Source organism: Streptomyces sp. NPDC020780, assembly GCF_044334475.1.
Classification (GTDB): Bacteria; Actinomycetota; Actinomycetes; order Streptomycetales; family Streptomycetaceae; genus Streptomyces.
The window spans coordinates 73,558-86,479 of the sequence record NZ_JBIRTB010000007.1 but is presented as its reverse complement, the minus strand read 5'-3'; the positions used below and the strand labels follow the sequence as shown (position 1 = coordinate 86,479).

Genomic DNA, 12,922 nt, shown 5'->3' with positions numbered 1-12,922 from the left:
CGGTCAGAGCACCCCCATCAGCGGGCCGCCCGGGAGGGGGACTCCGAGCAGGTGGTCGAAGACGAAGTAGGTCATCAGGGAGAGGCCGGCCGCGATGAGGGGGTCACGGTCGTAGTGGCGGCTGCCGAGCGCGTAGGCGGAGCCCCAGAAGAGCAGGGCGCCGGCGAGGGGGAAGCCGAGCGGCCCGATGAGGACGGCGAAGGCGAGGAAGACGCCGGTGAGCAGGGCGACGGTCCGCCCGTCGGCGGGTTCGGCGAGGTCGATGTCCTCCCCGCCCTCCGCCTCGCCCCGGCCTCCGCGCAGGACGTCCACGGCGAGCAGCAGGGCCACGAGGACGAGACCGGCTCCCACGACGACCGGGACGGTCCTGGGGCCGACGGGCCCGCGCTGGGTGAGGTCGACGTCCATCGTGAGGGCGTCGGTGAGGACGAGGATCCCCAGGGCGAGCAGGAGGACGCAGACGCCGAGTTCGGAGTGGTCGCGCAGCCAGGAGCGCGCGGTGGTGGGCCGGGGCGGGGGGCCGGCGGTCTCGGTCGTCACAGTCCCAGCTCCTTGAGGACGGTGGCCACGCGGCGGTCCTGGGCGTCCAGGAAGCCGCCGAAGGCGTCGCCGGTGAGGAAGGCGTCGTCCCAGCCGTTCTTCTTCATGGAGTCCTGCCACTCCTTCGAGTCGTGCAGTCGCGTCACGAGCCCGACGAGCTTGTCGCGTTCGGCGTCGGAGAGGCCGGGCGGGGCGACGATGCCGCGCCAGTTGGTGAAGTCGGTGTCGAGGCCGGCCTCGCGGAGGGTGGGGGCGTCGAGGCCCGGGACGCGCTCGGGGCCGGTGACGGCGAGGAGGCGCAGCTCGCCCGCTCTGATCTGGTCGAGGTACTCGCCGACTCCGGAGACGCCGAAGCCGACCTTGTCGCCGAGGATCGAGGCGAGGAGTTCGCCGCCGCCGTCGAAGGGGATGTAGTTGACCTGCTTGGGGGCGATCCCGGCGGCCTTCGCCATCAGCATGGGTGCCAGGTGGTCGGGCCCGCCGGGCGAGGAGCCCCCGCCGACGGGGATCTTCCCGGGGTTCTTCTTCCAGGCGGTGAGCAGCTGGCCGATCGTCCGGTACGGGGAGTCCTTGGCGACGACGACGATGTCCTGCTCCTCGGTGAGCCGGGCTATCGGGGTGGTGTCGGCGAGGGACCTGGGTGACTGGTTGGTGTGGACGGCGCCCACCACACCGAGGCCCATGGACATGGCGAGCTTGCCGTTGCCGTGTTCGCCCACCAGCCGGGTGAGCCCGACCGTGCCGCCCGCGCCGGGCAGGTTGAACACCTCGATGCCGTGGGTGAGTCCGGCGTCCTCGGCGTTCTTCGCGGCGGTACGCGCGGTGATGTCGTAGCCGCCGCCGGGTGTGTTGGGGACCATGAAGCGCAGTCCGGGGATCTGCGTGCCGGTGTCGGAGCCGCTGCCCGTGGAGAGCAGCGGCGGTCCCAGGACCACCAGCAGCGCCGCCCCGAACAGGGCGAGAGGAGTGCGCAGTCGCACCGGTGCCGCCTTTCGAGCCGAGCTGAACGTGTGTGAAGTGGCCCACATGTTGCCTGCGCGTTAACCAGCTGTCGCCGTTCCGGAACCAATGGACGTTGTGGTCCTTGTGGTCGCGGCCTACGGTGACCGGCGTGACGAAAGTGCTGGTGGTGGACGACGATTTCATGGTCGCGAAACTGCACAGCCGCTATGTGTCCGCGATGGACGGGTTTACGGTCGTCGGGGTGGCCCACAGCGGCGCCGAAGCCCTGCGCGCGGCCCGTCGGCTCCGCCCCGACCTGGTGCTGCTCGACATCTACCTGCCCGACATGGACGGCATCGACGTACTGCGGGAGCTGCGCGCGGCGGAGGAGCGGGACGGGGACACGCACAGCGCGGACGCCCTCTTCATCACGGCCGCCCGGGACGCCGGGGTGGTCAGGGCGGCCCTGCGGGCCGGCGCCCTGCACTACCTGATCAAGCCGTTCAACCGCACCGCGCTCCAGGAGCAGCTGCACCACGTGGCCTCGCTGCGCCACCGCCTGGACGCGCTCGACGAGGCCAGGCAGGAGGCCCGTCAGGAGGACGTGGACCGCATCTTCGGCACCCGCCCCCCGGGCTCGCGGGAGCTGCCCAAGGGCCTGGCGGCCCATACCGCCGACCTGGTGGAGCGGGTCCTGCGCGAGCACCCGGGCGGTCTGTCGGCCTCCGAGTGCGCGGAGGCGGGCGCCCTGTCCCGGGTCAGCGCGCGCCGCTACCTGGAGTACTTCGCGGAGACCGGCCGGGCCGAGGTGTCGCTGCGCTACGGCGGGACGGGCCGGCCGGAGCGCCGCTACCGCGCGGTGTCCTGAGCCGCTCGGCGCCGTACGGCCGCCGCGTCCACGCGCCGCCGCCCCGGCGCGCGCCGCACGCGTGTCACGTGACGTCGGCTCCCGGTACCTTCCTCCGGGGCCGGTACAAGGCGATCACGCCCGGAGGCGGGATCGCTTCGTTACGCTCACCGACGGCACACGGCCGGCCGAGCGGCCGGTGCCTGCCGCCGGAGCGAGGGAGCGCGCCATGAGCACGGACGTCCACACCGTCGAAGTACCCGTGGGTGACGGAGGCGAGGGAGTCGTGAAGGTCCAGATCCGCGAAGTGGACGAGTCGCTCGTACGCGTCGGCCGGGGCGGCCGTACGGTGACGCGGGCTTCCCGGTCGCTGGGCGAGATGCTGGACTCGATACGGCCTGTCGCGGACGGTTTCGTGGGGCGGCTGAGCGGACTCGTCGACCCTCCGGACGAGATCACGCTGGAGTTCGGTGTGTCCCTGTCGGCCGAGGCGGACATCGTCATCGCCAGCACCGCGACACAGGCCAATTTCTCCGTGAGTCTGACCTGGAACAGGAATGACGCCCCGGCCCCCGCAGCCGATACTGCGTGAGGGAGACGGTCCGGCACGGACCGCGGGGGGGACGGGGGTACGTCGTGGCGCAGGGCGGGGAGAGCGGACCGGGAAGCCCGGAGGCGGCTCTGGCCGCGTCGATCGTCCGCGTCGCCGGACGGGACGGTGACGTCGGCGGGGTCGGCTTCCTCGTCTCCGACAACCGGATACTGACCTGCGCGCACGTCGTCTCCGACGCCCTGGGGCTTCCGCGGGACGCGTTACCGCCGCCCGGCGCCACGGTCGTGGCCGATCTCCCGCTGGCCGGAGCGGGAATGTCGGTGGCGGAGGTGGAGCACTGGGTCCCGGAACGGGAGGACCGGACCGGGGACGTCGCCGTCCTGCGGTTGCGGGCCGCGATCCCGGGAGCGGCGCCCCTGGGCATGGCCGATCCGGCGGAGGTCTGGGGCCACCGCGTGCGCATCGCCGGCTTCACCGGTCGTTTCCCCGGCGGGGTCTGGCACGCCGGCCGGCTGCGGGGCGGCACCGCGGAGAGCTGGGTGCAGTTGTCGGGCGCGGACACCCACGGCGTACCGGTCGAGAGGGGCTTCAGCGGGAGCCCGGTCTGGGACGAGGACGCCCGGGCCGTGGTGGGCATCGTCGTGGCCGGGCAGCTGACGGGCACACGGCAGAGCTTCCTGATCCCGACCCGGACGCTCGTGGCGGAGATACCCGCCCTGGCGGACATCCTGCTCCCTCCCTCGCCCTTCCGCGGACTGGCCGCCTTTCAGGAGTCCGACTCCGCCGTGTACTTCGGGCGTGACGACGAGGTCGACGACGTCTGTGCCCTTCTCACCGCGGACCAGCCGCGCGTCGTCCTCGTGGGGCCCTCAGGGTGCGGAAAGTCCTCACTGGCCCTGGCGGGGGTGGCGCCGAGACTCAGGGAGCGCGGTCACGAGGTGCTCGTGCTCCGCCCGGTGGACAGCCTGCTGTCACCGCGGGCGGCCCTGGCCGCGGAACTGGTCCGGGCGGCACACCCGGACCTGCCGGACCCCGACCGGGCCGCGTACGTCGACCGCTACGGGACGTCCCTGCGGGACCACGGAATGACGGACACAGCGCGCCTGGCCCTCGGGGAGCGGGCGGACCGCCTCCTGGTCGTGCTCGACCAGGCCGAGGAACTCCTGGCCGCCGGGGAGGACGCCGCCGCGGAGGTGGCCGAACTGCTCCTGGGCGACCCGGCCCCCGCGGGCGTACGGGTGCTGATCACGCTGCGGGCCGACTTCCTCCGGCCGGCGCTGGACCATCCGGTCCTCGGTCCGGCGCTGAACCGCAGCACCGCCCGCCCGCTGGCCCCCATGTCACGCGAACAGCTGGCCGCGGTGGTCCTCAAGCCCGTCGAGGCCATTCCGGCGGTGTCGTACGACCCCGGGCTCGTCCAGCAGATCCTGGACGACGCCGCGGCCGAGCCGGGTGCCCTGCCGCTCCTCGGCTTCGTACTGGAGCAGCTGTGGGCCGAACAGGCCGCAGGGCGCCTCCGGTTCACCACCTACGAGGAGATCGGCGGCGTCAAGGGCGCCCTGCGGCGTCATGCCGAGAACGCGTGGGCCGTCTGTGTCCCGGAGGCGGACAGGGGCGAGGCGCTCCGGCTCCTCACCTCCCTGGTCACCCTGCTGCCGGGCGGTGAGGCTCCGCTCAGGAGATCCCTGTCCCGGGCCGAGGCGGGCGAAGCGGGGTGGCGGATCGCCCGGGCGCTCGCGAAGCAGCGGATCCTGGTCCTCGGCGGCGACGCCGAACACGGGCAGAGCATCGAACTCGCGCACGAGGCGTTGATTGGCGCCTGGCCGGTCCTCAGCCGGCAGGTCTCGGAGAACAGGGGCTTCCTGGTCTGGCGCACGGCACTGCACCGCGACATCGAGCGCTGGCGTGAAGCCGGCGGTGACGAGGAGCAGTTGCTGTCGGGCGGGCCCCTGGACGAGGCCGAGACGCAGCTGCGGGCCCGGCCGGAGGACGTGTCCGCCGAGGCGCGGCGGTTCATCGAGGCGAGTCTGCGCCGGCGTGCCGACCGCCGGGCGAAGGAGAGACGCGACACCAGGGTGAAGAGGGCGGGCATCACGCTCCTGGCTCTCCTCCTCGCCGTCGTGGGGCTCGTCGCCCTGCTCCTCGACCACAGGAACGGGCAGCTCGACGACGAGCTGAGGCGGGCGGCCTCTCCCCAGCTCGCTTCCCGTGCGGCGCAGCTCGACGACGTGTCGCTCTCCACCTCGGCGCTCTTCTCGGCCGCGGCGTACCGGACGTCTCCGACGCCCGAGGCCAGGACCGCACTCCTGGAGCAGTACCTCCGGCTGCGCAACGTCGAACGGGTCGCACTGGAGGGCAGGGGCGAGGTGACCGGCCTGTCCTCGAGCGAGGACGGCCGGCGGCTCACCGTCGGCCTGGCCGACGGCCGGATCCTGGGCCTGGACCTGCGTGAGAAGTCGCCGGCCGCCCGTCAGCTCCTGAAGTCGTCGAACACCCGCCGGGTGGCGACCTCACCCGACGGCCGCATCGCGGCTCGCGCCTCCAACCGGGGGCAGGTGTCGCTGGGCGTCCTCACGGGGAAGGGCACCGAGCGGCGTTCGGTCGTCCTGCGCGAAGTCACGGTGGCGAGCGAGAACGCCCGCGCCGCCACCGACCTCCGTTTCGATCCGGCCGGTCGCAGGGTACTGGCCGCGATCCCGCGCGAAGGCGTCCTCGTCTGGGAGGCCGGGAGCGGGCGGCGCACGGGTCCCACCCTGCGCGCACCGGACGGCTGGGACGTCGACCAGGCATGGTTCGGCCCAGCCGACACGGTGGTGGCCCGCATCGTCGGACGGACCGAGGGAGGCAGGGCCGCGGCCGGGCGCCTCGTCCGCTGGCACCTCGGCGACGCCCGTCCGGACACCGGCCCCTGGGGTGCGCAGGAGACCGGTTTCGTGACGGTCAGCGGAGACGGGCACACCCTCGTGCGGTGCACCCCCGACGGCGTGCTCGAAGCGTGGGAGTTGGCCGGGGAACCGAAGCCGAGGTACCGGTACGGCACGGGCCTGCTCAGGCAGTTGTGCCCGTTGTACGTGCCGCGCCTGGACCGGACGGGACGGTACCTGATCAACCCCGTGCAGCGCTTCGGAGCGCGGCTGGGCAGGTTCCGGTTCCTGGTGCTGGACCTCGAGCGGGGCTACACGGCCACCGTGGACCTGCCCTCCCCCACGCAGCGGGACGAGGCGCTGACCGGGCCGGGGGCACCGATCGGGCTGACACTCACCGGGCCGCCGGAGAACATGCGCGCGGCTGTCGGTGTCGGCGGCACGGTGCTCGTGGCGAAGATCCCCCGGCCGTCCGCGTTCGACCACCTCATGATCACGAGCCGGATCAGGACCGTGGACGCCGACCACGGCCGCGTCATCAGCATCGACGCGGACGGCGGAGTGCTGCGGCTGTGGGATCTGCGAACGCGCCGGCAGCTCGGGGTGGCACGGCCTTCGGTACCGCTGGACCGGCTCTATCCGGCGGTCACCCCGGACGGCAGGCACCTGCTGACAGCCACTGCGGACCGGCGTGCCGTCCTGGTCTGGAGCCTGACCGGCCCGTCAGGGGCCCCTGGGCTCTCCGAGGTCCGGCGCCTGGACCTCCCGGGGCCCCCGGGCGTCGACCCGGCGGTCCGGGACGAACGTACGGGCCTCACCTCGGCCTGGGTGAATATATCGTTCAACGACGCGGACCACGCGGTGATCTCGGCCTCGTCCTATGTCGTGCGCTGGGAGGTGTCCACCGGGAGGCAGACGGGAAGGGCCTACCGTCCGCCGGTGCAGGCACCGGTCGATGTGGCCTCCGCGGTCGCCTCCGTCTTCGGCACGGCCCGCCCGGGACATCCGCAGGCGGTGGTGCGCACGGACGACAAGATCGTCCTCTGGGACTTCGACAAGGGTGAGACGGTCGCCACCGCCACGTCGGAGCTGGGCGGCGTCAAGCAGCTGGGGTTCGAGCGGACCGGCCGGACCCTGGCCGTACTCAGCTACGGCGGCGCCGTGCAGTTGTGGGACGCGGACCGCGAGAAGTGGGCCAGGAAAATCACCTACCAGGGCGCCCACTGGCTCGGCGCGTTCTCCTCGCTCTCCGCGCTGACCACGCAGGACGTGACCAACGCGTTCGTGATGTGGGACGCGAGGAGCGGGAAGGAACGCTTCCACTTCACACCGGGGTACGGCGCGACGGCGGACCTGTCGGACGACGGCGGGTGGATGGGCTACATCGACGGTTCGGACGCGCGCCTGCTGCCGTTGCGGCCCGAGGCGTGGAACGACCACGTGTGCAGGGTCGCGGGCCGTGGGCTCAGCGACGCGGAGAAGAAACTGACTCCGGCGGGCAGCCGGACCCAGGTGTGCGGCTGACGAGCGGTTCCGGGCCGCTTCCGTCCGTCCGTCCGGCGAGGGTGCCGTGACGGTCGCCCAGGTCCCGGGTCGCCGGGGCCCGGCCGTCCGTCACGGCCCGCCGGGGCCGTCCCGTCTCAGCCGACGACCGAGGCGCAGGTCGTCGGGGTGGCGTGCGCCGGGTCGAGCGCGTTCTCCACCTCGTGGAAGGCGATGCGGTCGATGGTCCCGATGGCGACGTGCTCGGAGAGGTCGAGCGAACACAGGTTCTGGAGCAGGACGTTGCGTACGTTCGGCCCGTCGAGGTACTGCGTGCGGTAGGGGGTGACGACCTCGTCGTACCGGGTGGCGATGACGGTGTAGCGGACCCCGGGCACGGTGTCGCCGCCCGCGTTGAGCTTCGTGAGGAACGCGGAGCCGGCGATCTGGTCGGCGAGGCCGGGGGTGTTCGTGGTGAGGAGGTCCTGGGCGCCGGGGAAGTACGGCAGCAGCCCGGTGAGGCCGAGGAGCGTGGTGCCGTGGTTGTCGGGCGCTATCCCGACGAGGGCGTTCACCTTGTCGGCGCCGCCGAGGAACTTGAGGTAGTAGCGGGGCATCATGCCGCCCTGGGAGTGGCCGACGAGGTCGGCCTTCGGGGCGCCGGTGGCGCCGAGCACCTGGTCGACGAACGCGTCGAGCTGTCCGGCCGACCTGTCGATCGGGCCGAGGCCGTTGAACAGCGGCACCCCGGGGAGCTGGCCGTAGTCGAGCGAGAAGACGCAGTAGCCCCGGTTGACGAGGTAGGGCGCGAGGACCAGCCAGTTGTCGATCGAGTTCCCGAAGGTGCCGTGGACCAGGACGACCGGGCGGGGGTGGGCCGCGGAAGGCTTGCAGGAGTAGTCGTTCCAGCCGCGGGAGGGGGCAGTGGCCTCCGTCGCGGCCGCGGTCGCCGTGGGGGCGGCGACGAGCGCGGTGAGGGTGAGGAGCAGTGCGGCGAGCGTGCGGCGGGCGCGTGGGGTGCGCGGGGTACGGGGCCAGGGCAGCATCGGGTGATCTCCTTGCGGCTCAAGGGAGTTGCCGGGTGGGGCGCCCTGCGGTCCGGACCACAGCGGAAGCACGTTTCTCGTGCGCATGCCAAGTTACGCATGAGTAAGGTGACAGGGGAAGTTACGCGTCGGTAAAGAATGCGCGGAGCCGCCAGGTCAGGCGGCGAGCCGCCCTGGCTTCACGGCGTGCGGGCCGAACCTCGCGCGCAGTTCGTCGGAGACCGCCTCGATGCGCCGCGCCCGCTCGTCCACCGGGTCGAAGGTGAGCTGGTGCGAGGCCCGTTCCGCGTCCTGGAGCCCCTCCGCGCGCAGTGCCATCCCCCGCACCCGCGCCCGCTGCAGCCCGAACGAGTCCTGGATCCGGTACGCCAGTGCGGTGAGGTCGGCCGAGTGGGCGGTGGGCTCACCGAGCGTACGGCTACGGGTCAGCGTCGAGTAGCCGGTCCGGTCGGCGTACCGCACGGAGACCGCGAGCGACCGGCACACCTGGCCCTCCCCGCGCAGCCTGGCCCCCAGTTCCTCGGTGAGCGAGAGGAGCGCGCGGCGGTGCTGCTCCGGGTCCAGTTCGTCGCGCGGGAAGGAGCGTTCGGCTGCGATCGACCGGGCGGCGGCGTTCGGCACGACCTGCGTACGGTCGATGCCGTTCGCCCGCTCCCACAGTTCGCGCCCGGTGCGTACCCCGGTGATCCGCTGCAGGGTGGCGAGCGGCGCGGCGGCGATCCGGCCGACGGAGTCGAGCCCGTAACCGCACAGGGTGCGCGCGGTCGCCGTCCCGACGCCGTCCAGCGCGGCCGCGGGCTTGTTCCCGAGGAAGCCGGCCGCCCCTCCGGCGGGCACCACGAAGGTCGTCCCCGGCGCCGCCTGCCGCGCCGCCATCCTGGCCAGCATGGGGTTCGGGGCCGCCCCGATCGCGCAGTCCACCCCGTGCAGGGCGAGCGCGCGGACCCGGATCACCGAGGCCAGGCCCGCCGCGTCCTGCCCGAAGTAGCGCAGGGAGCCGCCGATGTCGGCCAGCGCCCCGTCGGGGGGCGCCGCCTCGACGACCGGGGTGAACGCCCCGAGCAGGGCGAGCAGCCCCTCGTAAGCGGCGCTGTCCGGTGGCCCGCCGCCGATCCGGCGGAACCGCAGGCTCAGGACCGTCGGCTGTCCGCTCATCCCGCGCTCCCCTGGCTCCGGTGCCACAACTTCCGTCCGGTGGGCGCGCCTTCACCGGCCGGCCGGAGGTCGGCCCAGGGGTTCATCTCGTACCCGGTGGGCAGCTGGATGCGGCGGCCGGGCTCCTCCTGCGTCTCCTCCTCGGTGGCGGGCACCTCCGCCAGCCGCGCCGCGACCGCGTCGAGTCCGCCGTCGCGCCGCAGCTCGGCCAGCTCCGCCAGGTTCCAGGCCGCCGCCCCCACCACGCTCATGCTGCGCGGGCCGCGCCGCTGGACCACACCGCGCACCAGCAGCAGCCAGGAGTGGAAGACGGTGTGCGCGCAGGCGGCGTGGCTGTCCTCGAAGAAGGCCAGGTCCACCAGGCCCGTACCGTCGTCCAGGGTGGTGAAGACGACCCGGCGGCCGGAGCGGATCGGCGGGGTCTGGGTGGCCACCTTGGCGCCCGCGACCAGCACGGTCTCGCCGTGCCTGGCCTCGCGGAGCCGCTTGGCGGAGAGCGCTCCGAGCTCCTCCAGGAAGGCCTGGTGATCGCCCATCAGGTGGCGGGACACATCCATGCCGAGGATGCCGAGCTCGGCGCTGAGGCGTTCGGCGTCGTTGAGGTCGGGCAGGCCGAGACCGCCGGTCCGGTGTCCGTCGCCGAGCGGGAGCTGGGCTCCCCCGGCCCCGGATCCCCGCCGGGCGCGGTGGAGTTCGGACAGGTGCAGCAGCAGGTCCCGGCGGTTGGCGCCGAAGGCGTCCAGTGCGCCTACCTGCGCCAGGCGTTCGGCGGCCGGCTTCCCGGGCCTGGCCCGCTGCCAGAAGTCGAGCAGGGAGGCGTAGGGCTGTCCGGCCTCGATCCGGGCGACCTCCGCCTCGCTGATGCCGTGGACGTCCGAGAGAGCCAGCCGCAATCCCCATTTCTCCCCACTGTCACCAGACACCAGTTCGATTCGGTGGACCGCCGCGGACCGGTTCACGTCCAGCGGCAGTACCGGCACCCCGCGCCGTCGCGCGTCCGCGAGCAGCAGCCGCTTCGGGTACATCCCGGGGTCGTGCGTGAGCAGCCCGGCGTAGAAGGCCGCCGGGTGGTGCGCCTTGAGCCACGCCGACTGGTAGGTCGGTACGGCGAAGGCGACCGCGTGCGCCTTGCAGAAGCCGTAGCTGCCGAACGCCTCGATGATCTCCCAGGTCCGGGCGATCACCTCGGCGTCGTACTTCCGCTCCGCCGCCCGGGCCGCGAACCACGTCCTGATCCGGCCCTGCGACTCGGGGTCGGAGAGCCCGCGCCGCACCCGGTCGGCCTCCCCCCGGCCGCAGCCGGTCATGATGTCCACCATCTCGATGATCTGTTCGTGGAAGACGACGACGCCGTAGGTGCCGCGCAGTGCTTCCTCGAGGTCGGGGTGCGGGTAGCGGACGGGGGCGCGGCCGTGCCTGGCCTCGATGAACGGCCGCACCATGTCGGCGGCGACGGGACCGGGGCGGAACAGGGAGATGTCGACCACCAGGTCGTGGAAGGTGGAGGGCTGGAGCCTGCCGACCAGGTCGCGCTGGCCGGGCGACTCGATCTGGAAGCAGCCCAGCGTCTCGGCACTGCTGATCAGCCGGTACGTCTCCGGGTCACCGGGCGGCACCGCGTCCAGGTCGACCTCCTCGCCCGACGCCCGCTTCACCTCGGTGACCGCGTGCGCCATCGCCGACTGCATCCGTACGCCGAGCACGTCGAGCTTGAGCAGTCCGAGGTGCTCCACGTCGTCCTTGTCGAACTGCGCCATCGGGAAGCCCTCGCCGCTGGTGGGCACGACCGGCGTACGCCGCAGCAGCGAGTCGTCCGAGAGCAGCACTCCGCACGGGTGCATGGCGATGCCGCGGGGCAGCGCGTCCAGCCCCTCGACCAGCTCCCAGAGCCGGCCGTACCGCTCCTTCCGGGCGGCCACGGCCCGCAGTTCGGGCAGCTCCTCCATCGCGGCGCGGGCGTCCCTGGCCCGGATGTGCGGGAAGGCCTTGGCCAGCCGGTCGATCTCCGCCGGGTCCATGGAGAGCGCGGCCCCGACATCCCGGATGGCATGGCGCACCCGGTAGGTCTCGGGCATGGAGACGGTCGCGACCCGCTCGGCGCCGAAGCGTCCGATGATCGCGCGGTAGACGTCCAGGCGGCGGGCCGACTCGACGTCGATGTCGATGTCGGGCAGCACGAAGCGCCGCGTGGACAGGAAGCGCTCCATCAGCAGTCCGTGTTCGACCGGGTCGGCGTGCGCGATCCCCAGGAGGTGGTTGACCAGGGAACCGGCGCCCGATCCGCGCGCGGCGACCCGGACGCCCATCCCCTTCACGTCGTCGACAACCTGAGCGACCGTCAGGAAGTAGGAGGCGAAGCCGTGGTGGGCGATGATGTCCAGTTCGTGGTGCATCCGTTCCCAGTACTCGCGCCTGTGGTCGAGCCCGCGCAGCACCATGCCCGCGGCGGCCCGGGAGGCCAGCACCCGCTGGGCGGTGCGCTGGTCCGCGCCGACGAGGCGGGGTTCGGGGAAGTGGACGCTGCCCAGACCCAGGTCGTCCGCGGGGTCGACGCGGCAGGCGTCGGCGGTGTGCCGGGTCTCCGCGAGCAACCGCTCCCCCGCGCCCGGGCCGAGTCCGGCGGCGGAGGTGACGCGCTCGGCGGTCTCCCGCATCGCGCGGGCGTCCTTGAGCCAGCGCTCCCCGCTGTCGAGGGGGGAGCGGCGCGGGTCGACGGGGACGAGCCTGCGGGCCGAGTCGAGGACATCGGCGACGGGCCCCTGCCCCGGGTCGGCGTACCGGACGGCGTTGGTCAGGACGGCCCGCACCCCCTGCTCGGCGGCGAAGCCGACGGTACGGGCGGCGAGCCGCAGCGATCCGGGGCCGGTGCCCTCCCGGCCGTGGTGGACGGCTTCGAGGCGCAGGTGGTCGCCGTAGATCTCCCGCCAGGGGGCGAGCAGCGCGGCCGCCCGGTCGGGACGGCCGGCGGCCAGGGCGGCACCGACCTCGGAGGCGGGGCCGAGCAGCACGGTCAGCCCTTCGGCGGGCAGGGCCGACCGGTCGAGCAGGGGCTGCCCGCAATCCGCCGCCCGGGCGTGGGCGGCGGTGACCAGGCGGCACAGCTCGGCCCAGCCGCGGGCGCCGTCCCTGGCGAGGAAGGTGACCCGGGGCGCGGATTCGTCGACGAAGGCGCCGCCGCGCACGGGGGTGCGCGCACGGTGGGTACGCCCATCCGCCCCGACGGGAGGCGCCACCGCGAGGTCCACCCCGAAGAGCGGCCGGACGCCGGCCTTCTCACAGGCCCTGGCGAAGCGGACCGTGCCCGCGAGGCTGTCGCGGTCGGTCAGCGCGAGCGCGTCCATCCCCCGCTCCGCGGCACGCGCCGCCAGCCGCTCCGGGTGCGAGGCCCCGTACCGCAGGGAGAAACCCGAAACGGTGTGCAGATGCGTGAAGCCTGACACCCGCACCTCCTGGACCGATCTGTTCTCACCACCCCCTCGCTCTCCACCATAGA

The 12,922-nt window shown here is 73.3% G+C and carries 8 protein-coding genes; 3 read left to right on the top strand and 5 right to left on the bottom strand.

Annotation, left to right across the window (positions count from 1 at the left end; genetic code table 11):
- Positions 1–3: 3 nt before the first annotated feature.
- Complete coding sequence (locus ACH4VO_RS15015) at positions 4–540, bottom strand: tripartite tricarboxylate transporter TctB family protein (protein WP_360986513.1); 537 nt, start codon at positions 538–540, stop codon at positions 4–6.
- Positions 537–1,520: a tripartite tricarboxylate transporter substrate binding protein gene (locus ACH4VO_RS15010; protein WP_360986516.1), complete on the bottom strand. Its 984-nt coding sequence runs from the start codon at positions 1,518–1,520 to the stop codon at positions 537–539. The genes ACH4VO_RS15015 and ACH4VO_RS15010 overlap by 4 nt, the downstream gene beginning before the upstream one ends.
- A 131-nt stretch (positions 1,521–1,651) precedes the next feature.
- On the opposite strand from ACH4VO_RS15010, the gene ACH4VO_RS15005 reads away from it, so the two are divergent.
- The 3 genes from ACH4VO_RS15005 to ACH4VO_RS14995 all read left to right on the top strand — a co-directional run bounded on the left by ACH4VO_RS15005 (position 1,652) and on the right by ACH4VO_RS14995 (position 7,270).
- The gene (locus ACH4VO_RS15005) at positions 1,652–2,350 is read left to right on the top strand and encodes a response regulator (RefSeq protein WP_360986519.1); all 699 of its coding nucleotides are present in this window, start codon (positions 1,652–1,654) and stop codon (positions 2,348–2,350) included.
- Between the two features lie 208 nt (positions 2,351–2,558).
- Positions 2,559–2,921 (top strand): CU044_2847 family protein, encoded by a 363-nt coding sequence (locus ACH4VO_RS15000; RefSeq protein WP_360986522.1) that lies wholly within the window; start codon positions 2,559–2,561, stop codon positions 2,919–2,921.
- Positions 2,922–2,965: 44 nt separating this feature from the next.
- Positions 2,966–7,270, top strand: a complete 4,305-nt coding sequence (locus ACH4VO_RS14995; protein WP_360986524.1) for a trypsin-like peptidase domain-containing protein — start codon at positions 2,966–2,968, stop codon at positions 7,268–7,270.
- A gap of 116 nt (positions 7,271–7,386) precedes the next feature.
- Here ACH4VO_RS14995 and ACH4VO_RS14990 read toward each other — a convergent pair whose 3' ends face one another.
- The 3 genes from ACH4VO_RS14990 to ACH4VO_RS14980 form a co-directional block, all read right to left on the bottom strand.
- A complete protein-coding gene (locus ACH4VO_RS14990) occupies positions 7,387–8,274 on the bottom strand; it encodes an alpha/beta fold hydrolase (RefSeq protein ID WP_360986527.1) in 888 nt (295 codons plus the stop codon).
- A 156-nt stretch (positions 8,275–8,430) separates the two neighbouring features.
- Complete coding sequence (locus tag ACH4VO_RS14985; protein ID WP_360986530.1) at positions 8,431–9,429, bottom strand: hypothetical protein; 999 nt, start codon at positions 9,427–9,429, stop codon at positions 8,431–8,433.
- The gene (locus ACH4VO_RS14980) at positions 9,426–12,869 is read right to left on the bottom strand and encodes a DNA polymerase III subunit alpha (RefSeq protein WP_360986533.1); all 3,444 of its coding nucleotides are present in this window, start codon (positions 12,867–12,869) and stop codon (positions 9,426–9,428) included. Before ACH4VO_RS14980 ends, ACH4VO_RS14985 begins: the two co-directional genes overlap by 4 nt.
- Positions 12,870–12,922: the final 53 nt, after the last annotated feature.